The following is a 21,614-nucleotide window of genomic DNA, read 5'->3' on the forward strand; positions in this document are numbered from 1 at the left end:
TAAGATGCGGTTAACCGTTGTATCGACGTCGCTCTGCGAACCGACAAGTCGCTGGCCGCGGCGGAAATGCCAGTTCGGGACAGACATAAAAAAACCGGCCTAGGCCGGTTCTTATCGCGCTCGATCAGCCCGAGACATTCTCGTTGAGCTGCGTCAGCTCCGAGAGGAAATTCTCGATCTTGGTGCGATGTTCGTCGCCGTGATGCGGCTGATCAAGTTCCGCGCGAGCCGCCTCGATCCGTCGCTCGACCAGCGTGGCATCGAACTCGCTGACCGGCATGGCAGACTCTGCAAGCACCGTGCAGCCCGTCGGAAGGATATCGGCGAAGCCACCGAACACGACGTAACGGTTCGTCTGGCCACCAGCGGTCTTGACGGTGATCACGCCCGGCTTGATCGTCGTCATGGTCGGTGCGTGGTTGGCCATGACGGTCATTTCGCCATCCGTCGCCGGAATGACGACTTCGCTGACCTGCTCGGACAGCAGAAGACGCTCTGGGGAAACGAGCTCGAGTTTGAAATCAGCCATGATCTTCACTTCTTGTGGCGCGGACGCCGGCAAGCGGCTCTGCGGGTCCCTGACCTCTCGCCCCTTCCAACCGGAAGGAGCGACGGCGCGCCCTTGACGCGCCGTCCGTACGATTAAGCGGCTTCAGCAGCCAGACGCTTGGCCTTTTCGACCGCTTCTTCCATCGAGCCGACCATGTAGAAGGCAGCTTCCGGGAGGTGGTCGTACTCGCCGTTGACGAGACCCTTGAAGCCCTTGATCGTGTCTTCGAGGGCGACCAGCTTGCCCGGCGAACCGGTGAACACTTCGGCTACGAAGAAGGGCTGCGACAGGAAGCGCTCGATCTTGCGGGCGCGTGCGACCGAAAGCTTGTCGTCTTCCGACAGTTCGTCCATGCCCAGGATCGCGATGATGTCCTGAAGCGACTTGTAGCGCTGCAGTGTCGTCTGGACTTTACGGGCAACCTCGTAGTGTTCTTCGCCGACAACCATCGGGTCGAGCATGCGCGAGGTCGAGTCCAGCGGATCCACAGCCGGATAGATGCCCTTTTCGGCGATCGAACGCGACAGAACGGTCGTCGCATCGAGGTGGGCGAACGAGGTGGCGGGAGCCGGGTCGGTCAAGTCGTCGGCAGGAACGTAGATTGCCTGGACCGAGGTAATCGAACCCTTCGTCGTGGTCGTGATGCGTTCCTGCATCTGGCCCATGTCCGTGGCGAGCGTCGGCTGATAGCCGACGGCCGAGGGAATGCGGCCGAGCAGAGCCGACACTTCGGAGCCGGCCTGCGTGAAGCGGAAGATGTTATCGACGAAGAACAGGACGTCCTGACCCTCGTCACGGAACTGCTCGGCGATCGTCAGACCGGTGAGCGCAACGCGCGCGCGCGCGCCCGGCGGCTCGTTCATCTGACCGTAGACGAGAGCTGCCTTGGAGCCTTCGCCGCCGCCATGCTTGTTCACGCCGGATTCGATCATTTCGTGGTAAAGGTCGTTGCCTTCGCGCGTACGCTCACCCACGCCGGCAAACACCGAGTAGCCGCCGTGTGCCTTGGCGACGTTGTTGATCAGTTCCATGATCAGAACGGTCTTGCCGACGCCGGCGCCGCCGAACAGGCCGATCTTGCCGCCACGTGCATACGGCGCAAGCAGGTCGACGACCTTGATGCCGGTGACCAGGATCTGGGCTTCGGTCGACTGTTCGACGTAGGACGGCGCTTCCTGGTGGATGGCGCGCTTGCCCGAGGTGATGAGCGGTCCGGCTTCGTCCACCGGCTCGCCGATGACGTTCATGATGCGGCCGAGGGTTTCCAGGCCGACGGGAACGGTGATCGGCGCACCGGTGTCCGTGACCTTCTGGCCGCGAACCAGACCTTCGGTCGAGTCCATGGCGATGGTGCGAACAGCGTTCTCACCGAGGTGCTGCGCCACTTCGAGAACCAGGCGCGAACCGTTGTTGTCGGTTTCGAGCGCGTTCAGGATCTGCGGCAGCTGACCTTCTTCGAAAGCCACGTCGACGACAGCGCCGATAACCTGCGTGACGCGGCCAACGGCGGCGGCCGTCGCTGCGGTGTAGTTCGGGGTCGCTGTATCAGCCATGTTCTTACCCTCTTGTCCTAACCTTAGAGCGCTTCCGCGCCCGAAATGATCTCGATGAGTTCCTTGGTGATCTGAGCCTGACGCTGGCGGTTATAGCTCAACGTCAGCTTGTTGATCATCTCGCCGGCATTGCGCGTGGCATTGTCCATCGCGCTCATCTTCGCACCCATTTCGCCCGCCACATTCTCGAGCAGTGCCCGGAACACCTGGACCGAAATATTGCGCGGAATGAGGTCGCTCAGGATCTCGCCTGCGTCCGGCTCGTATTCGTAGATGGCAGCCGAACCGGCGTCGGCCGATGTCGATGTTGCTGCGGGAACGGCGGCCGGGATGAGCTGCAGCGCCGTCGGCACCTGGCTGATCACCGACTTGAATTCGGAGTAGAACAGCGTGCAGACGTCAAACTCGCCCTTGTCGAACAGGCCGATGATCTTCTTGCCGATCTGATCCGCGTTCTCGAAGCCGATCTTCTTGACCTCGCGCAGATCCACCCGGTCGATGATCAGCGAAGCAAATTCACGGCGAAGGATATCATAGCCCTTCTTGCCGACACAGATGATCTTGACCGTCTTGCCTTCGGCCAGGAGCTTGCGGATATGATCGCGCGCAAAACGCGCGATCTGGCTGTTGAAGCCGCCGCAAAGACCGCGTTCCGCCGTGCAGACGACGAGAAGATGCGTCTTGTCCCGCCCTGTGCCCGTCATCAGCAACGGTGCAGTGTCATCCGTACCGACCGCTTGCGCGATGTTCGACAGAACGATGCTCATGCGCTGCGAGTACGGGCGGGCGGCCTCGGCCGCCTCCTGCGCACGCCGAAGCTTCGCCGCGGCGACCATTTTCATCGCCTTGGTGATCTTCTGCGTCGCCTTGACGGAGGCGATCCGGTTCTTCAGATCCTTAAGAGAAGGCATCCAGTATCCGTCCTAGGTAGCGTCTGCGGTCTTGCCGTGAGCAGGCGATCAGGAGAAGGTCTTTGCGAAAGCGTCGATGGACGCCTTGAGCTTGCCCTTGGTGTCGTCCGAAATGGCCTTTTCGGTGCGGATCGTGTCGAGCACGCCCTTCCCTTCGGAGCGCATGTAGGACAGGAGACCCTGTTCGAACGGACCGACCTTGTTGACGGGGATCTTGTCGAGGTAGCCGTTGACGCCGGCAAAGATCACCGCAACCTGTTCTTCCGTCTTCAGCGGCGAGAACTGCGGCTGCTTCAGGAGTTCGGTCAGGCGTGCGCCGCGGTTGAGAAGGCGCTGGGTAGAGGCGTCCAGGTCCGAGCCGAACTGCGCGAAGGCAGCCATTTCGCGATACTGCGCGAGCTCGCCCTTGATCGAGCCGGCAACCTGCTTCATCGCCTTGACCTGCGCAGCCGAACCGACGCGCGAGACCGAGAGGCCGACGTTCACGGCGGGACGGATGCCCTGGTAGAACAGATCGGTTTCAAGGAAGATCTGGCCGTCGGTGATCGAGATCACGTTGGTCGGAATGAATGCGGAAACGTCGTTGCCCTGCGTCTCGATGACCGGCAGAGCGGTCAGCGAACCGGCGCCCTTTTCGTCGGAGAGCTTGGCAGCGCGCTCGAGAAGGCGCGAATGCAGGTAGAAGACGTCGCCCGGATAGGCTTCGCGGCCCGGCGGACGGCGCAGGAGCAGCGACATCTGGCGGTAGGATACGGCCTGCTTGGACAGGTCGTCATAGCCGATCAGCGCGTGCTGGCCATTGTCACGGAAATACTCACCCATCGCGCAACCGGCAAACGGCGCGAGATACTGCATCGGAGCCGGATCAGATGCCGTTGCGGCAACGATGATCGAGTACTGCAGGGCGCCACGCTCTTCGAGAACCTTGACGAACTGGGCGACCGTCGAACGCTTCTGGCCGATAGCGACGTAAACACAGTAAAGCTTTTCGCTTTCCGGGCCGTTGTCGTGGATTGCCTTCTGGTTCAGGATCGCATCGAGAATGATCGCGGTCTTGCCGGTCTGGCGGTCGCCGATGACGAGCTCACGCTGGCCGCGGCCGACCGGGATCAGCGCGTCGATGGCCTTGAGGCCGGTCGACATCGGCTCATGCACCGACTTGCGCGGAATGATGCCGGGAGCCTTCACGTCGACGCGCGAACGGCGCGACGCATTGATCGGGCCCTTGCCATCGATCGGGTTGCCGAGCGCATCGACCACGCGGCCGAGGAGCTCCGGACCGACCGGAACGTCCACGATCGCGCCTGTACGCTTGACGGTGTCGCCTTCCTTGATGGCCCGGTCCGAGCCGAAGATGACGACGCCGACATTGTCGGCCTCGAGGTTGAGCGCCATGCCGCGCACGCCGCCCGGAAACTCGACCATTTCGCCCGCCTGGACGTTGTCGAGACCGTAGACGCGGGCAATGCCGTCACCGACGGACAGAACCTGGCCGACTTCGGAGACCTCAGCCTCCTGGCCGAAGTTTTTGATCTGATCTTTGAGAATTGCGGAAATTTCCGCGGCGCGGATATCCATCAGCCGACCTCTTTCAGTGCAAGCTTAAGGCTCGAGAGCTTTGTGCGAAGGGAAGTGTCAATTTGGCGGGACCCGACCTTGACGATCAAACCACCGAGAATAGACGGATCGACGGTGACGTTGATCGCCACCTCTTTGCCGGTGACGCCCTTGAGCGCCGCCTTCAATTCAGACTGCTGCTGGTCACTCAGCGCATGGGCCGAGGTGACCTCGGCAGAAACTTCGCCGCGATGGCGGGCTGCCGTCTCGCGATACGACCGGACGATGCCCGGGACGGCGAAGAGGCGGCGGTTGCGCGCGACAACCTTGAGAAAGTTGCCGACAAGGCCGGTCAATCCGGCTTTTTCCACGATGGCGGAAATTGCCTTGAACTGGTCGTCGGCCGAGAAGACGGGGCTTAGAATGAGACGCTTGAGATCGGCGCTGTCATCGATCATGGACTGGAAACGATCGAGATCGCTCTGCACGCCATCCACCGAGCCGGCTTCCTGCGCGAGATCGAAAAGCGACGACGCGTATCTTTCTGCAACACCGGAAATCAGGTCGGACGTATTTGCCACGGGCGCGCTTCTCTTGCTTGCGATCCAAGAGCGATCTTCGGAGGAACCGAAAACCGAACACTTTGAATTTGTTGCTATATCCTCAAGGACATCCTGGCCTGAAAGGCCCGGCTCCCCCACGAAGTCGGGGTTCGTCTAGCATAGGAAAAGTGGACTCGCAACACGCGAGGAGAGCGATTGCGCGATCCTCGGGCCAAATTCTGCCCAAAATCAGGAGTGTGATGCCCTCGGCGAGGTGTAATTTTCGGGCGGCGCTCTAGAAGAAGCCGAAAACATAGGCGAGCGGCAGGATGGCCAGCACGGCCTGCACGAGAACGAGAAGCCAGTTCACGACCGTGTTACCTTGGTCCGACAGCATGGACAGGATGCGCCCGAAGGCTGCCAAGGCGAAGGCAGAACCGAGCGCCAGGTAAACCATGGGCTGGGCGAGCACGATGGCGGCAAGGCCGAGACCGAGCGGGAAGCCGCCGAGGGTCGACCGTGCCTCTGCATAGCCGCCGCGCCGGCCGTCCCGGAGAGAAAGGCCCATCGCCCGGAACGAGAGGCCCGGCGCGAACAGGAAGAAGAGGCCCATGACACAGGTGGCCACGGCGCTGAGGAAGGCGAGGAGTTCGCCGGTCTCCGTCGGTATGTACAGATCCATCGCCGCAATCCCGTCCCACGTCGTTGCCGGCCGATACCGGGGTGTCGAAGGTCTAGAACATGTGCGCGCGAAAGGGAATCGCGCAAGCCGGACCTCAGAGGAAACTTTGCGGATCGATGTCGAGCTGGACAGCCACGGAACCCCGAACCTTGGGTCCGGCCGCGATCATCGCCCGCATGAAGGCCTGCATGTCGCTGTTGCGCCGACCATGCACGAGAAGACGGAAGCGATGCCGGCCGCGGACGAGCGCCAGAGCCGCTTCAGCGGGCCCGAGCACGGTGATACCGGAAACCTGGGGTGCCGCCTGACGCAAGCCGCGCGCATGCGTCTCGGCATCGGCCCGCGTATCGGCAGACACGATGACGGAGGCGAGCCGTCCGAACGGCGGCAACACGGCCCGTTCGCGTTCGCCGATCTCGCGCTCGTAGAAGGCTTCGGCATCACCCGAAACGATCGCCTGCATCACGGGATGCTGCGGCTGGTAGGTCTGCAGCAGGCCGCGGCTTTTCAGGCCGGTCCGCCCAGCCCGGCCGGTAACCTGGCTCAGGAGCTGGAAGGTTCGTTCGGCCGCACGGGGATCGCCATTGGCCAGCCCGATATCGGCATCGACGATCCCGACACAGGACATCATCGGGAAATTGTGGCCCTTGGCGACAAGTTGCGTGCCCACCACGATATCCGCCTCGCCCTTAGCGATAGCGTCGAGTTCGAGCCGCAGGCGCTTCACGCCCATCAGGTCGGAAGAGAGCACAATGGTGCGCGCGTCGGGAAAATGCCGGTCCACCTCCTCGGCGATCCGCTCCACGCCCGGCCCGCAGGCGACAAGGTGATCGAGCGTGCCGCAATCCGGGCAGGCTTCGGGCGTCCGCTCGGCATAGCCGCAATGATGGCACTGGATCTGGCTGCGGAAGCGATGCTCCACAAGCCAGCTCGAACAGTTGGGGCACTGAAAGCGGTGACCGCAGACCCGGCAGAGCGTCAGCGGAGCGTAGCCCCGCCGATTGAGGAAGAGCAGCGCCTGCTCACCCTTTTCCACCGCCTTGCCGATGGCCGAAAGAAGGACCGGCGACAAGAAGCCGCCGCGCTCCGGGGGATGCCGGCGCATGTCGATAAGGCCGAGATCCGGCATGGCTGCGGCCCCGAAGCGCGTCGGCAGATGGATCGGCCGATAGCGCCCGACCTCGCCATTGACGCGGCTCTCGACGGATGGCGTCGCCGAAACGAGCACGACCGGGAAGTTGCCGAGCCTGGCCCGCACGACGGCCATGTCGCGTGCATTGTAGAACACCCGGTCTTCCTGCTTGTAGGCCGGGTCGTGCTCTTCGTCGACGACGATCAGCCCGAGATCCTCGAACGGCAGGAACAGCGCGGAGCGGGCACCGGCCACGACGCGGACGCTGCCTTCGCACACCTGCCGCCACACCTTTTCGCGGGTGCGTGGAGCGAGGTCCGAATGCCATTCGGCTGGCTTCGCCCCGAACCGCCTCTCGAAACGATCGAGGAATGCGGCCGTCAAAGCAATTTCCGGCAAGAGGATCAGCACCTGCCGTCCCTGCCGGAGGGTTTCGGCAATCGCCTCGAAATAGACCTCCGTCTTGCCGGATCCGGTCACCCCATCGACGAGCGAGACGGAGAACATCTTCTGCGCGGCCGAGGCGATCAGTGTCTCCGCGGCCTCGCGCTGGATGTCTTCGAGGTCGGTCACGGCGTAATCCGCATCGGGCGCGGCCACCACCGGCGGCGGGGGCATGAACGCGGTCTCGAACACGCCTTGGGATCGCAGCCCCTCCACGACGCTGGTCGAGACACCTGCAGCATGGGCAAGGCCCGAGCGCGTCCAGAACAGACCGTCAGCCGCTGTGTCAACGACACGGGTGCGCGCCGGCGTCATCCGGTCCGGGCGCCGGTCGGTCAGCCGCAGCCCCTCGACCATCGGTTCGGGATCGAAGGCGGCGGGGACGCGCAGCGCCATGCGTGCGACAAGCCCGGGCGGCGACAGCGTGTAGGCGGCAACCCAGTCGAGAAAGGCGCGCATGTCCTTGGAAAGCGGCGGACAGTCGAAGACCTGCGTGATGGATTTCAGCTTCTTCGGATCGACGGCCGGCTCGTCGATCGCGTCCCAGACAACGCCCGCGACCTGCCGCGGTCCGAGCGGCACCTGCACGATCGAGCCCGGCTGAACCGCCATGCCGTCGGGCACCAGATAGGAGTAGGCCTTGTCGGCGGGCATGGGCACCAGAACCGGCACGACCCTGCCCGGCATGTGCGGGCGAGCCTCGTCCCCGAACAGATCAATCGAATCGCCCGTCATCGCGGCGGACATTGCTCTTATCGACTCGGAAAGAAAAGAGGCCGCCGTCTGCCGGTCTCGTCAAAGCTGTGTCTGCGCCGGGAGCCGGTGCTCGGCGAAAGTAGCTTCGCCCGCAGCTGCTCCTGGCTGTACCGCCTTGAAGGTCGCATCGCCGTTCCGCGCGAGATCCGTCACGGTATGCCGCTCCAGCGCTTGCGTGACCTCGGCTGCATCGCCATCCAGCGCGTGCGGCGGGATGAGATGACCGATGGTCATGTCGAAGACATTGCCCTTCTTGTTGAGGAGCTCGTGGAACACGGTCATGTCGCGCAATTCGGTCGACCATTTCGCCAGCCAGTAGAACAGGCCCGAATTGCGGGCGTGCATATGTACAGGAAGGATGGCGAGGTTGTGCTTGCGGGCAAAGCCGACGACAGAGGTCTTCCAGGGCCGCTCGTTCAGCCGCCCGTCCGCCCAGTACGCGATACGCCCGGAAGGAAACAGCACGGTGACCTTCCCTTCTGCAATCGCCCGGTTGGTCACCTGGAGCGTTTCGCGGGCCTTGAGCTTGCTCTTGTGCTCCTCGCGCCATTCCACGGGAATGACCATCTCGACGAAGCGGGGATTGACCCGGATCGCATCCCGATTGGCAAAGAACATCATGTCGGGTCGTCGCGCTTTCAGCAGGTCGAACACCGCCACGCCGTCTGCAATGCCGGTCGGGTGGTTGCTCACGAGGAGAAAGCCGCCGGATCGCGGAATCCGCTCCTCATGCGTCACGCGAATGTCGAGCGACAGCGTATCGCTCAGATACTGGAATGCCTGGAACCCGGGCAGGTTGGCAACGCCATTCGCAAATTCGAGCGCCTTGCGGTAATTGAGGAGCGTGTAGAGCGCCGGACGCATGACCGGCCAGAGCGGATGATGCACGATCCGCTGCCCGCGCTCCGCAATCAGCGTGTCGACGATATGGCCGGGCTGGCCGTGCGAGACGAGCGACACCGCTTCGGCGAATCCGGATAACCCTCCTGCAGAGCCTCGTCTTGTCATGATCGTCCCGCCGCCGCATCCCGCATAGCTATCGCAAAAGAATATGATTGAGCGATGACGGATTCCAAGGGGATGTTAGCAATTCGGCAAGGTCTCTGCGCCCAGACTTTACACTGACAAAGCAGGCGACAGGTTTCACATGAACGAGTTTCTGGTAATCGGCGATGCCGTGCTGATGGCCGAGCGGGAAGCCTGGCTGAAGTCTCTGGCCAACGAGCGCCGGCTGTCGGACAATACGGTCGAGGCCTATGAGCGCGACACGCGACAATTTCTCAAGTTTCTCACAGGACATCTTGCCGGCCCCCCGAAACTGTCGGACATCAAGGCACTAAGGCCGGGCGACCTGCGCGGTTTCCTCGCCACGCGGCGCCGGGACGGTGCGGGTGCGCGTACGCTTGGTCGCGGCCTTGCCGGCCTGCGCTCCTTCCTGCGCCATCTGGAACGCAAAGGTCTGGTCAATGCCGCTGGCGCAGGCGCGGTTCGTTCGCCGAAACAGCCGAAATCCCTTCCGAAGCCGCTGACCGATACCGACGCGCTGGCCGTTGTCGCCAGCGACGCGCAGCTGAGCGAAGAGCCCTGGATCGCGGCCCGCAACGAAGCGGTTCTGACACTGCTCTATGGATGTGGCCTGCGCATCTCCGAAGCGCTCGGCATTACGGTCGATGATGTTGCAGGCACTCCCCGCGCGCTTCGCGTCACCGGCAAGGGCGGCAAGACCCGCATCGTGCCGCTGATCGCACCGGCGCTCGATGCCGTGAACCGCTATCTCGCGCTCTGCCCCTATGCAGCCGAGGGACACGACCTGATCTTCCGCGGCGCAAAGGGTGGCGTTCTCCAGCCGGCGATCATCCAGCGCGAGATGCAGCGCCTGCGCGGCGCGCTCGGGCTTCCGGATACCGCAACGCCGCATGCCCTGCGCCACTCCTTTGCAACGCATCTGCTTGCTGGCGGTGGCGATCTGCGCACCATCCAGGAGTTGCTCGGCCATGCAAGCCTTTCCACGACGCAGATCTATACAGGCGTCGATTCCGCGCGCCTGCTCGACATCTACGACCGCGCCCATCCCCGCGCCTGAGCTAAAGCGTGTTGCGTGAAAAAGGATTCACGCGACACGCTTTAAGGTCTTGTTTTGATGCATGTCGTTTCCCGAACCCGCGGCACACTTTCGGGCGACATGCTTTAAAAGCGCCGGAATGCGGGGTCGCGTTAACCACGCATGTTAAGCGGCGCGTGAGATTGCGCCGCTAGGGTGGCGCGCGACCGCCAAGAAAGGACGATCCGTGCCCGCGCCGACCATCCCCCCTCTCCCCTCGCTTCCGGGGCGCTCCCGTCTCGACATGCTCGTCTCGCTTGCGGCTCTCCTGCCCACCCTGCTGCTTGCGCTCCTCGTCGTCGCGTTCCTTTCCATCGGACGCGCTCATGCCGACGACATTGCCTGCCACGGCACGAACCTTCTGGAAACGTGGGAAAAGACGGATCCGGATCGGGCACGGCAGGTCGAGCGAGACGCAGGTCTCGTCGTCAACGGCAGAGGCACGTTCTGGAAGATCGAGAAACCGGACGTTCCCACCTCCTATCTTCTCGGCACCATGCACGTCACCGATCCGCGTGTGCTCGCCATGCCGAAAGGAGCGCCCGAGGGCTTCGCTGGCGCCGCCACCGTGATCGTGGAGTCGGACGAGATCCTGGACGAGAAAAAGGCGCAGGTCGCGCTCTTTTCAGATCCGAGCCTCACCATGTTCACCGACGGCAGCACGATCGAGAGCTATCTCGATGCCGATCAGAAGGTCATCCTCAGCGAAGGACTGAAATCTCGCGGCCTTCCGCTCGCGACCGTTGCGCGCATGAAGCCCTGGATGATTGCAAGCCTCGTGTCCCTGCCGCCTTGCGAACTGAGCCGGAAGGCCGGTGGCGCCGTCTTCCTCGATCAGAGGCTGGCACAGGATGCGGTGTCGCACGGCAAGACGCTCAAGGGACTGGAAACGATGGTCGAGCAGATCCACGCATTGAACGATCTTCCGATGAAGTTTCACGTCTCGGCGCTGGTGGACACGCTGAAACTGGGCAACATCGTCGAAGACGCCATGGAAACAACGACCGCGCTTTATCTGGAAGGCCGGATTTCCGCCATCATGCCCATGCTGAAGGCCGCTTCGGAAAGCATCGAGACCGCTGACTCCGAGCAGGAATCGGTCGCTATCGAACAACGCATCATCACCGACCGCAACCATGTCATGGCCACGCGCGCCCGTCCGAGCCTTGATGCAGGCAATGTCTTCATGGCCGTCGGCGCTTTGCATCTGCCGGGCCCGGAAGGTCTGGTCGAACTCTTGCGCAAGGATGGCTTCACCCTGACCGCCATGCCGTGACGGTCTGCCGCTGAAGCCTCGTAGGAGCAAAAAAAGCGCCGCTTCCGGTCCCGAAAGCGGCGCCTTTTTATAGGTTTTCAGGTTCGTGGAACCAGATTACTGCCAGCTGCGGATGTCGACGAAGTGTCCTTCCACGGCAGCGGCCGCCGCCATTGCGGGCGATACCAGATGTGTCCGGCCCTTGAACCCCTGACGTCCCTCGAAGTTGCGGTTGGAGGTCGAGGCGCAGCGCTCGCCCGGCTTCAGCCGATCGTCGTTCATGGCAAGGCACATCGAGCAGCCCGGCTCACGCCAATCGAAGCCCGCAGCCTTGAAGATAACGTCGAGGCCTTCGGCTTCCGCCTGTTCCTTGACGAGGCCCGAACCGGGCACGATCATCGCGGATACGGTCGGTGCAACCGTCTTGCCCTCGACGACCTTGGCAACTTCGCGCAGGTCTTCGATCCGGCCGTTGGTGCAGGAGCCGATGAACACACGGTCGACCGCGATGTCGGTGATTTTCGTACCCGGCTTCAGACCCATGTAGTCGAGCGCCCGCCACTTGGAGGCGCGCTTGTTTTCGTCCTGGATATCATCCGGATTGGGAACGACGCCCTGCACCGAAATGACGTCTTCCGGGGACGAGCCCCAGGACACGATCGGCGGCAACTCCGCGGCGTTGAGCACGACGACGCGATCGAAATGTGCGCCTTCGTCCGTGTTCAGCGTCTTCCAGTAGGCGATCGCCTGTTCAAGCGCTTCGCCCTGCGGCGCGCGCGGCTTGCCCTTGATGTATTCGAACGTCTTTTCGTCCGGCGCGATGAGGCCGGCGCGGGCGCCGCCTTCGATCGTCATGTTGCAGATGGTCATCCGGCCTTCCATGGAAAGCGCACGGATGGCTTCGCCCGCAAATTCGATGACATGCCCCGTGCCGCCGGCCGTACCGATCTCGCCGATGATCGCGAGGATGATGTCCTTCGCCGTCACACCCTCGGGCAACTGGCCATCGACACGCACCAGCATGTTCTTGGCCTTCTTCTGGATCAGTGTCTGCGTGGCGAGCACATGCTCGACCTCGGATGTGCCGATGCCGTGCGCCAGTGCCCCGAAGGCGCCGTGCGTCGAGGTGTGGCTATCCCCACAGACGATCGTCATGCCCGGCAGGGTAAAACCCTGTTCCGGCCCGACGATGTGCACGATGCCCTGACGCTTGTCGGACGCCGAATAGTATTCGACGCCGAAGTCGGCTGCGTTCTGGGCCAGCGCTTCCACCTGGATGCGGCTTTCCTCGTTCTTGATGCCGAGATGGCGATCCGGCGAGGTCGGGACGTTATGATCGACGACAGCGAGGGTCTTCTGCGGTGCACGCACCTGACGGTTGGTCATGCGCAGGCCTTCGAACGCCTGCGGGCTCGTCACTTCGTGAACGAGATGGCGATCGATATAGAGAAGACAGGTGCCGTCGTCCTGCTGATCGACGACGTGGTCGTCCCAGATCTTGTCGTAGAGAGTCCGTGGTGCGCTCATGGCGTGTCATCCATTGGAAAGAAAAAATTGGAAAGTCCGGCTCCATGGCCGGTCGGATCAGGCTTCAAAAGCCGGAGCATCGCTCCTGAAGGATCTATCGAAGTCGGCTGTTCAGCGCCCCGGAGACGCGCGCATAAAAACGTGCCGGCAGGCGCTTGTGATCCTGCAGCACGACGACATTCTGCGCACGACATCCGAACTTGGATTCCATGACCGCCGAAATAGCAGTTTCCAAGCGCGACTGCAAGTTTCCCGCCCCTCGCCGCCAGCCTTACGGCGACGCTATCGTGAGGGAAGCGAAGGTTTCTCTCCTGACCTGCTTGCCAACGGACCGAAAGTTTGAGACGCCGGATAGGTCCGCCTGGAGGGTGGATCTGGGGGGAAGCATCATGACACGACCGATCACGTGGCGGGACCGCGCGCGCTATCAATTCGACAAGAGCATGGCGGCCGGCCCGATCGCGCTGATCGGTTGGCTCGCGGTCATTTCGCTGATCGTCATCGTGCTTGCCGGGCTGCTTCTTGCGGTGACCGGCATAGCCCAGGAGGGAGGCGAACCCGTGTCCTTCGTCGAGGGCGCATGGGAATCCCTGATGCGCACCATGGATGCGGGCGCCATGGGCGGGGATGCCGGCTGGAGTTTCCGGGGCATCTCGCTCGCCGTCACCGTTGCCGGCATCTTCGTGTTCTCCGCACTGATCGGCGTCCTCTCCTCTGGCCTTGACGAAAAGCTCGACGAACTTCGCAAAGGTCGGTCGCACGTCCTGGAAAAGGACCACACGATCATCTTCAACTGGTCGCCTTCGATCTTCGACGTGATCTCCGAACTCGTCATCGCCAATCGCAGCCGCCGACGCCCGCGCATTGTCATCATGGCGGCAAAGGACAAAGTGGAGATGGAAGACGAGATCGCCGACAAGATCGCAGACCTCGGCAACACCCGCATCGTCTGCCGCAGCGGCGATCCGACCGACCTCCATGACATCAACATCGTCAATCCCCAGGCGTCCCGTGCAATCGTTGTTCTGTCGCCGGAAGGCGACTATGCCGATTCGCAGGTCATCAAGACCATCCTCGCCCTCGTGAACGATCCTGGACGTCGTCCGGAGCGATACCGGATCGCAGCGGAGATTCGCGACGCAGCCCATGCCGAGGTCGCGCGCATCGTCGGTGGCGGCGAGTTGCAGCTGGTCCTTGCCGACGAACTCATCTCCCGCATCGTCGTCAGCTCCAGCCGTCAATCCGGCCTGAGCGGCGTCTACACCGAGCTGCTCGATTTCGACGGTTCTGAAATCTACGCGGTCGAACAGCCCGGCCTTGTCGGCAAGTCCTTCGGTGCGGCGGTCATGGCCTATGACACATCCGTCCTGATCGGCGTGGGAACCGCCGATGGCAAGGTTCTTTTGAACCCGCCGACGAGCCGCGTCATGGAGGCCGGCGAACGCGCCATTCTCATCGCCGAAGACGACGACACGATCCGCCTGCGCGCAGGCGACGTCACGGTCGACCGCGAGGTCATTCGCCCGCGTCCACCGGCCGAGCGCCGGGCGGAGACGACGCTTCTGCTCGGCTGGAACCGCCGCGGCCCGATCATCACGCAGGAACTTTCACGCTATGTTTCGCCCGGTTCCCGTCTGATGATCGCGGCCGATACACCGGAGCTGCTCGCCGACGTCGCGGCCATGCCGTATCTGAGAGAAAACCTGTCCGTGGAATGTCGCGTTATCGACACCAGCAGCCGTGCGGCGCTCGATGCGCTGATGATCCCGGAATATGATCATGTACTGGTTCTCGGCTACAGCGACCACCTGGCTCCACAGCCCGCCGATACGGCGACCCTCGTGACGCTTCTGCAGCTGCGCAAGATCGCGGAAGCCGCCAACACGCATATCAGCATCGTCAGCGAGATGATCGACGTGCGCAACCGGGATCTCGCAGCCGTCACGCGCGCGGACGATTTCGTCGTCAGCAACAAGCTCGTCAGCCTGATGCTGGCGCAGGCTTCGGAAAACGAGCTGATGGCCGACATCTTCGATGAACTTCTCGACGAGGACGGCTCCGAAATCTACATGCGTGCCGTCACCGACTACATCTCAATCGACCATCCCGTGAATTTCTACACGATCACGCTGGCCGCGCTGACGCGCGGAGAAGTGGCCCTTGGTTACAGCAAGGCGGGCACAACGGCAAAGGACGAGAGACAGCTGGGTCGTGTCGTGGTCAACCCCGTGAAGGGGGAAGCGGTGCAGTACGCAGCCGGAGACAAGCTCATCATCCTCGCGCGCGACTGACCGATCTGACGGTCGGGATATCTACCCGCGATGACCGCGCCGCAGTCGCTGTTCCAGTGCCCGTAGCGACAGAGACAGGCCGATGGTGAGAAGGAGATAGATATAGGCAACGATGGAATAGGTCTCGAAGAACCGGAATGAGCCGGAGGCGTAGACCTTGCCCATCTGGGTGATGTCCTGCACGCCGAGCACCGAGACGAGCGAGCTGTCCTTGATCATCGCGATGAAGTCATTGCCGAGAGGTGGCAGGATGGTGCGGATCGCCTGCGGGAAAACGACAAGCCGGAAACGCTGGAATCGATTGAGCCCCAGCGCCTCCGCCGCTTCGACCTGGCCCCGGTCCACGGATTGGATCCCCGCGCGAAAAACCTCGGCGATGAAGGCGGAATAGCCGATGGTCAGGGCAATGATCGCCCGCCACATCAAGGAGAGGTCGCGCACGAGCAAGGGCTCCGTCACGCCGGCAGAGATCAGCGGCGTCAGGACGAGATTGATCAGCCAGACCAGTGCCGGCGTTCCGACGAAGGCGATGTAGAAGAGCAGAACGAGCACGGGGATGCCGCGGATCACCTCGGTGTAGAACCGGGCGACCTGCCGCAGCACCTGCCGGCGCGACAGCGCCATCAGGGCCACGCCCAGCCCGACGAGGGTGGCAAGCGCAAAACCGACGATCGTGACGAAGATGGTGACGCCAATGCCGGCAGCCACCACTGCGAAGACCCGCGCATAGAGATCGTTGATGGCGATCAGCACGGCAAGGCCGACGGCAATCGCGACCAGCGCGATCAGCCACCAGGGCAACTCGCGTGAGACCACGCCGCGACGCTCCGGCGGATCGCCACCGGAGCGGTCGGGCGGGGGGGAGATCGCGCTTTCCGGCAGGCGTGGTGGCGGATACGGCGGAGGAGGCTGCATGATGGGCTGCGTATCCTGTCAGCCGTCGCTCTATTCGCCCATCTTGAAGTCGACGAACCATTTGCGGTTCAGCCTGTCCAGCGTCCCGTCGGCCTTCAGCGCGGCGATGGCGGCGTTGACGGGTGCGACGAGTTTTGAGCCTTTGGGAAAGATGAAGCCGAAATCCTCGGAGCCGAGCGGTCCGCCGATCAGTTTCAGACCTCCATCCGACGTATCGACATAGCCCTTGCCCGCCGTACCGTCGGTCAGCACCACATCGACGTCACCGGCCTTCAGGGCCTGTACGGTGGCGCCGAAGGTCTCGAACAACTTGACGCGCGGGTTCTGCTCGTTGCCATCGAGCACCTCGTAGATCGCCGTGTAGAACGGCGTCGTTCCCGGTTGCGCACCGATCAGGCCCTTGGAGAAGGCCGCGAAGGACTTGCCGTCCGTAAACCGGTTTTCGTCCCCGCGCACGAGCATGAACTGCTCGGAGCGCATATAGGGATCGGAAAAGTCCACCTTCTCCTTGCGGTCTTCCTTGATGGTGATCCCCGTCATGCCCATGTCGAACTGGCCATCGGAAACGGACTGAATCATCGCGTCCCAGCTCGTGTTGCGGTAGGTCACCTTGGCGTTCAGCCGCTTGGCGATCTCGCCCACCGCATCATATTCCCAACCGGCAGCGACGCCCGTCTTCGGGTCGATGAACTGCAACGGCGGATAGGCGTTCTCCGTGACCACGACGATCTCGCGCCCGCCGAGATCCGGAAGATCGGCCGCACCGGCGCTCAGGGGCGAAAGGGCGAGAAGGGTCAGACCGGCGAGAACGTGGCGGCGAAAAAACATGAGACTGGCTCCTGGCATGTGACGCGCGAGACTGTCACGAAACTTCCCGGCAGGGCAAGAGCCGACGGACCGGTCCCGCATGTGAATTCCGCAGGGACGCGCCATGGCTCCGCCTTCCGCGCCCAAGCCGGACGGCCTGCCTTTTTCCCTGTCGGCCCGCTGTGCCGAGCGTTTCACCAAATCTCTTGAAAGGAACGCTCGCAAATCAAAGCTGGTACGCGGTTTGAAGGCCCCGTCCCTGCCCTCGCTGTTCGGCGTGCACGAGATGAGGGAAGGACGAGCGTCGGGATCCGCCAGGGGGCCAGACCTCGAGCCACGCAGGCCACATCGGGCACGAAAAAAGCCGCCGGATTGCTCCAGCGGCTTTCTCGAAAAAGAGGATTCGGAGATCTTATTCTGCAGACTTCGCGTCTTCGGCAGCCTTTGCAGCAGCGGCTTCCGCGGCGGCGGCATCTGCAGCTGCCTTTTCGGCGGCGAGCGCCTGAGCGGCTGCAACCTTTTCAGCTTCCAGACGCGCCTTCTCGTCGGCCGCCGACTGGCGCGCCGTGTCGTTCAGCTTGCGGGCGCGCGTGCCGGTGTTCTCGACGATACGAGCCGACTTGCCGCGACGATCGCGCAGGTAATAGAGCTTGGCGCGACGGACCTTACCGCGACGAACGATTTCGACGCTTTCGACCATCGGCGAGTAGACCGGGAACACGCGCTCGACGCCTTCGCCGTAGGAGATCTTGCGAACGGTGAAGCTTTCGTTGATGCCACCACCCGAACGGGCGATGCAGACGCCTTCATAGGCCTGCACGCGGGTACGCGCACCTTCTGTCACGCGAACGTTGACGCGGAGCGTGTCGCCTGCGGAGAATTCCGGAAGGGTACGCTTGGCTTCGATCTTGGCGGCCTGTTCGGCTTCCAGCTGCTGGATGATGTTCATCGGTTAACCTTGCTTTCTTCTCAAACAGTCAGAGCGCCAGGGTGTCCTTCGGCAAAGCCTCCGGGCAGGGCTCTTCCAATGAAGAGCGACGGCGGGTACACCATTCTTTGTTGATGGTCACGGGCAGGAACCCGAGCCGGTGCGGCCTATACACCGGGAGCGCCGATTTGTCACCCCTCTCCGCGCGCCTTTCTGCGCAGCACCTCGGGGCTTTTGAAACGCAGGATGCGCATGTCGCCCTTCGCGATCGTCTCCACCTCGCGAAACGGCGCGGTGACGTGGCACCAGAACGCCCAGGCCGCGACGTTCCGGCTGATCACGCCGACCTCCCAGACGCCCGGATGCAGCGTGAAAAGCAGGCTTGCGGCGCGGGCGCCAACGCCCTTTCGGCGGATGTCCGGAAGAATGAAGAATTCCGCCATTGCATGATCCACCGGCAAGCCTGAACAGGCGTGCCGGTTGACGAGCGCGAAGCCCGCAGCTGTCCACGCTCCCGTACTCAGAACGTCGATCACATAGGCTGAGCGGTCCGCGTCCTCGAAGTAGAGGTCGAAATAGTGGTAGGCGGCATCGACGGGACCGAAGGCGGACAGGTCACGCAAATGATCATCGAGCAGCGTCCGCAAGAGCTGTCTGTCTCGTGTCCCCGCCGGCCGTATACGCCAGAGATCGTCTTGTCGCGGCATGTCTCGGGATCTCCGGACGACATCTGTCCTTGCGTTTCGACGTACGCCCTATACCACGAAAACCTCGCCTTTCTTCGATGAGTCGCAGATGCCTGTCACCACCGCCATCCTCCTCTTTCTCGCCGGCTTCCTGTCCAGCGCCGTCAATGCAGTGGCTGGCGGCGGCACGTTCCTGACCTTCGGCGCAATGACGCTGGCAGGCCTGCCGCCCATCGTCGCCAATGCGACCTCCTCTATCGTCCAGTTCCCCGGCTACATCACCTCGGCGCTTGCCTATCGCCGCGAGCTCCTGGCCGACACGCGCATGGCGGTCATGCTCGGGCTGCTGTCAGCCGTCGGCGGCCTCATCGGCGCCGGCATTCTGCTGGCCCTTTCCAATCCCTCGTTTCGGGCGCTGGTGCCATGGCTGCTGCTGGGAGCGACGGCGATCTTCGCGGCCGGCCCCCTGCTCCGCCCGAAGTCGCGCGAGGCGGGCGCGCCGCTCGGCGTGCTCGGCCTTCTCGGACAGTTCGCGACCTCGGTTTATGGCGGCTTCTTCGGGGCCGGCATGGGCATCATGATGCTGGCCGTTCTGGCTCTGACGGCCGGCGGCGGCTATCATCGGATCAATGCCCTGAAGAACCTGCTTGCCGTCGTCATCGCCGCCATCGCCGTCGTGGTCTTCACCTTCGGCGGGGTCGTTTCCTGGCTGGAGGCGGCCGTGATGATCCCGGGCGGAGCGCTGGGCGGCTATAGCGGCGTCTGGCTTGCCCGCCGCATCCCGCAGGCGATCATCCGCGCTTTCGTCGTCGCCGTCGGCCTGCTGCTGGCGTTCTACTACTTCGTCACGGGTTGAGACGAAGTAGCGTCCGAGAGAAGATCGGGACGGCGCTGCCGCGTCAACCGCTCCGCCTCAGCCCGCCGCCAGCGCGCGATGGCCCCGTGATTGCCGGAGGTGAGGACGGCAGGAATTTCCTGGCCCTCGAAAACCTGTGGCCGCGTGTAGTGGGGATGCTCCAGCAGCCCGCCCTCGAAACTTTCATGCACGCCGGAAAGCGCATTGCCCATGACGCCCGGCAGGATCCGCACCACGGCGTCCAGCAAGGTCAGGGCCGCCGGCTCTCCACCGGAAAGGATGTAATCGCCGATCGAAACCTCCTCAAGCGCACGCGCGTCGATGACACGCTGGTCGACGCCCTCGAACCGCCCGCAGACGATGACGGCGCCCGGGCCCCCGGCGATCTCGCGGACCCGCGCCTGGGTCAGCGGGCGGCCACGCGGGCTCATCAGGAGACGCGGACGGACAATCGCGGGATCATCATTGTTCGAGATCTGGTCGATGGCGCGACTGAGAATATCCGCGCGAAGAACCATACCCGCGCCACCCCCGGCCGGCGTATCGTCCACCGTGCGGTGGCGGTCTTCGGCAAAATCCCGGATCTGCACCGGCTCGAGCGACCATTGCCCGCGTTCCAGCGCACGCCCGGCCAGGGAATGACCGAGATGTCCGGGAAACATCTCCGGGTAGAGCGTCAGGACGGTAGCCCGGAACGCCATGGCGGCGCTCATTCGCCGGACGCGTTCGGGTCGAACGGTCCGGTCGGATCATCCTTGTCGTCGACAAGTCCGGCGGCAACGGGATCCACGAGCATCGTGCCGCCTTCAAGGTCGATCTCGAGCACCGAGAATTCGGAAAAGGGGATGAGCACCGGGCGGCGTCCGAGACCCTTCAGCTCGAGGAGATCGCCAGCACCGAAATCGAACACGCCGGTCACCACGCCGTAGCTCTTGCCTTCGGCATCCTTCGCCTCGAGGCCCTCGAGATCCGCGTAGAAGAACTCGTCTTCGTCGAGATCGTCGTCCGGCAGGTTTTCCCGTTCGATGAACAGCTCCAGGCCGTTCAGAGCCTCGGCTGCCGTCCGGTCGTTGATGCCGCGAAAACGGACGACGACGACATTCTTGCTCTCGCGCACCTCCAGCACCTCGAAGACCCGCCCGTCCTCGCTGTGCAGATGACCGTAGTCGCCAAGGGCTGTTGGCTCTTCGGCAAAGCTCTTGACGCGGACTTCGCCGCGCAACCCTTGCGCGCCACCGATTACGCCCATCAGGACGGGGTTTTTCAGCTTGCTCATCGATGAACCGTTCCAGTGAGTGCGTTCGGGATGTCTGTCGATCGCGCGACCCCATAAACGAAAACGGGCGGCATGAAAATGCCGCCCGGTTCCGAAGATGCGATAGGTCCGATTACTCGGCGGCAGCGGCAGCGGCGTCTTCCGCCTTCTGCTTGGCTTCGGCGGCGCGTTCGGTCGCCTTCTTGCCGGGCTTGCCCTTGGTCGGGTTGTTGCGGGCTTCGCGCGTCACGATACCGGCTTCGCTGAGGAAGCGCAGGACGCGGTCCGTCGGCAGGGCGCCGTGATCAAGCCAATGCTGGATGCGCTCGTTGTTCAGTTCGACGCGCTTGGCATCGTCCTTGGCAAGCATCGGGTTCCAGGAACCGACCTTTTCGAGGAAGCGGCCGTCGCGGGGCGAACGGGCGTCGGCAATGACGACCTGGTAGAACGGACGCTTCTTGGAACCGCCGCGGGCGAGACGAATTTTCAGTGCCATGTCAATAACTCCTTGAATGTTGGCGTGCCGCGGATGCGGCCTGATGGGGGAATGCGATAACCGTCAATCCTTGAGATCGGCGGCGATGTCTTCGTGATGCCGGATGACTTCCTTGATGATGAAGTTCAGGAACTTCTCGGCGAAATCCGGATCCAGATGGGCGTCCTTGGCCAGGCGGCGCAGGCGTTCGATCTGGTATTCCTCGCGCGCCGGGTCGGCCGGCGGCAAATCGTGATGGGCCTTCAGGACGCCCACGGCCTTCGTGCAGCGGAAGCGCTCGGCAAGCATATGCACCAGCGCTGCGTCGATATTGTCGATCGACCGGCGATAGCCGGCCAGTTCCTCGCGAATGGAAGGGTCGATGCTCACA

The 21,614-nt window shown here is 63.1% G+C and carries 21 protein-coding genes; 4 read left to right on the top strand and 17 right to left on the bottom strand.

The window, feature by feature from the left end; genetic code table 11:
• Positions 1-124: 124 nt before the first annotated feature.
• The 8 genes from ASG03_RS00480 to ASG03_RS00515 form a co-directional block, all read right to left on the bottom strand.
• Positions 125-529: a F0F1 ATP synthase subunit epsilon gene (locus tag ASG03_RS00480; protein ID WP_062478131.1), complete on the bottom strand. Its 405-nt coding sequence runs from the start codon at positions 527-529 to the stop codon at positions 125-127.
• A gap of 113 nt (positions 530-642) precedes the next feature.
• Positions 643-2,103, bottom strand: a complete 1,461-nt coding sequence (atpD, locus tag ASG03_RS00485) for a F0F1 ATP synthase subunit beta (RefSeq protein ID WP_062477778.1) — start codon at positions 2,101-2,103, stop codon at positions 643-645.
• 23 nt (positions 2,104-2,126) lie between these two features.
• The gene (locus ASG03_RS00490; protein WP_062691460.1) at positions 2,127-3,014 is read right to left on the bottom strand and encodes a F0F1 ATP synthase subunit gamma; all 888 of its coding nucleotides are present in this window, start codon (positions 3,012-3,014) and stop codon (positions 2,127-2,129) included.
• Positions 3,015-3,062: 48 nt separating this feature from the next.
• Positions 3,063-4,592, bottom strand: coding sequence for a F0F1 ATP synthase subunit alpha (gene atpA, locus ASG03_RS00495; RefSeq protein WP_062477774.1), 1,530 nt, complete (start codon positions 4,590-4,592; stop codon positions 3,063-3,065).
• Positions 4,592-5,152 (bottom strand): F0F1 ATP synthase subunit delta, encoded by a 561-nt coding sequence (locus tag ASG03_RS00500; protein ID WP_062477769.1) that lies wholly within the window; start codon positions 5,150-5,152, stop codon positions 4,592-4,594. The genes atpA and ASG03_RS00500 overlap by 1 nt, the downstream gene beginning before the upstream one ends.
• Positions 5,153-5,408: 256 nt before the next feature.
• A complete protein-coding gene (locus tag ASG03_RS00505; RefSeq protein ID WP_062477766.1) occupies positions 5,409-5,795 on the bottom strand; it encodes an AGROH133_08824 family phage infection protein in 387 nt (128 codons plus the stop codon).
• A 94-nt stretch (positions 5,796-5,889) separates the two neighbouring features.
• On the bottom strand, positions 5,890-8,106 hold the full coding sequence (locus ASG03_RS00510) for a primosomal protein N' (protein ID WP_062691745.1): 2,217 nt from the start codon (positions 8,104-8,106) through the stop codon (positions 5,890-5,892).
• Between the two features lie 60 nt (positions 8,107-8,166).
• Positions 8,167-9,135, bottom strand: a complete 969-nt coding sequence (locus tag ASG03_RS00515; RefSeq protein WP_062477763.1) for a GNAT family N-acetyltransferase — start codon at positions 9,133-9,135, stop codon at positions 8,167-8,169.
• Positions 9,136-9,274: 139 nt separating this feature from the next.
• On the opposite strand from ASG03_RS00515, the gene ASG03_RS00520 reads away from it, so the two are divergent.
• Positions 9,275-10,210, top strand: coding sequence for a tyrosine recombinase XerC (locus ASG03_RS00520; protein WP_062477760.1), 936 nt, complete (start codon positions 9,275-9,277; stop codon positions 10,208-10,210).
• Between the two features lie 205 nt (positions 10,211-10,415).
• Positions 10,416-11,504: a TraB/GumN family protein gene (locus ASG03_RS00525; RefSeq protein WP_062477757.1), complete on the top strand. Its 1,089-nt coding sequence runs from the start codon at positions 10,416-10,418 to the stop codon at positions 11,502-11,504.
• A gap of 96 nt (positions 11,505-11,600) precedes the next feature.
• Here the strand turns inward: ASG03_RS00525 and leuC are convergent, their stop codons facing one another.
• Entirely contained in the window at positions 11,601-13,010 is a 1,410-nt protein-coding gene (gene leuC, locus ASG03_RS00530) for a 3-isopropylmalate dehydratase large subunit (RefSeq protein WP_062477754.1), read from the bottom strand.
• Positions 13,011-13,399: 389 nt separating this feature from the next.
• Between leuC and ASG03_RS00535 the strand changes: the two genes are divergently transcribed.
• Positions 13,400-15,301, top strand: coding sequence for a CASTOR/POLLUX-related putative ion channel (locus tag ASG03_RS00535; RefSeq protein WP_062691462.1), 1,902 nt, complete (start codon positions 13,400-13,402; stop codon positions 15,299-15,301).
• A 21-nt stretch (positions 15,302-15,322) separates the two neighbouring features.
• Here the strand turns inward: ASG03_RS00535 and ASG03_RS00540 are convergent, their stop codons facing one another.
• The 4 genes from ASG03_RS00540 to ASG03_RS00555 all read right to left on the bottom strand — a co-directional run bounded on the left by ASG03_RS00540 (position 15,323) and on the right by ASG03_RS00555 (position 18,574).
• On the bottom strand, positions 15,323-16,216 hold the full coding sequence (locus tag ASG03_RS00540) for an amino acid ABC transporter permease (protein ID WP_082475467.1): 894 nt from the start codon (positions 16,214-16,216) through the stop codon (positions 15,323-15,325).
• Between the two features lie 30 nt (positions 16,217-16,246).
• Entirely contained in the window at positions 16,247-17,044 is a 798-nt protein-coding gene (locus ASG03_RS00545; protein ID WP_062477751.1) for a transporter substrate-binding domain-containing protein, read from the bottom strand.
• 391 nt (positions 17,045-17,435) lie between these two features.
• The gene (gene rplS / locus ASG03_RS00550; protein ID WP_062477747.1) at positions 17,436-17,972 is read right to left on the bottom strand and encodes a 50S ribosomal protein L19; all 537 of its coding nucleotides are present in this window, start codon (positions 17,970-17,972) and stop codon (positions 17,436-17,438) included.
• Positions 17,973-18,142: 170 nt separating this feature from the next.
• The gene (locus tag ASG03_RS00555) at positions 18,143-18,574 is read right to left on the bottom strand and encodes an acetyltransferase (RefSeq protein WP_156381675.1); all 432 of its coding nucleotides are present in this window, start codon (positions 18,572-18,574) and stop codon (positions 18,143-18,145) included.
• 172 nt (positions 18,575-18,746) lie between these two features.
• On the opposite strand from ASG03_RS00555, the gene ASG03_RS00560 reads away from it, so the two are divergent.
• A complete protein-coding gene (locus ASG03_RS00560; protein WP_062691466.1) occupies positions 18,747-19,493 on the top strand; it encodes a sulfite exporter TauE/SafE family protein in 747 nt (248 codons plus the stop codon).
• Here ASG03_RS00560 and trmD read toward each other — a convergent pair.
• From trmD to ASG03_RS00580, 4 genes are all read right to left on the bottom strand, one after another.
• On the bottom strand, positions 19,475-20,194 hold the full coding sequence (trmD, locus tag ASG03_RS00565; protein ID WP_062691749.1) for a tRNA (guanosine(37)-N1)-methyltransferase TrmD: 720 nt from the start codon (positions 20,192-20,194) through the stop codon (positions 19,475-19,477). The genes ASG03_RS00560 and trmD overlap by 19 nt on opposite strands.
• A gap of 8 nt (positions 20,195-20,202) precedes the next feature.
• Complete coding sequence (rimM, locus tag ASG03_RS00570) at positions 20,203-20,769, bottom strand: ribosome maturation factor RimM (RefSeq protein ID WP_062477736.1); 567 nt, start codon at positions 20,767-20,769, stop codon at positions 20,203-20,205.
• Between the two features lie 112 nt (positions 20,770-20,881).
• Positions 20,882-21,244 (bottom strand): 30S ribosomal protein S16, encoded by a 363-nt coding sequence (rpsP, locus tag ASG03_RS00575; protein WP_062477733.1) that lies wholly within the window; start codon positions 21,242-21,244, stop codon positions 20,882-20,884.
• A 63-nt stretch (positions 21,245-21,307) separates the two neighbouring features.
• Entirely contained in the window at positions 21,308-21,613 is a 306-nt protein-coding gene (locus ASG03_RS00580; protein ID WP_443216570.1) for a chorismate mutase, read from the bottom strand.
• Between the last annotated feature and the right edge of the window lies 1 nt (position 21,614).

Source organism: Rhizobium sp. Leaf341 (assembly GCF_001424325.1).
Taxonomy (GTDB): domain Bacteria; phylum Pseudomonadota; class Alphaproteobacteria; order Rhizobiales; family Rhizobiaceae; genus Ferranicluibacter.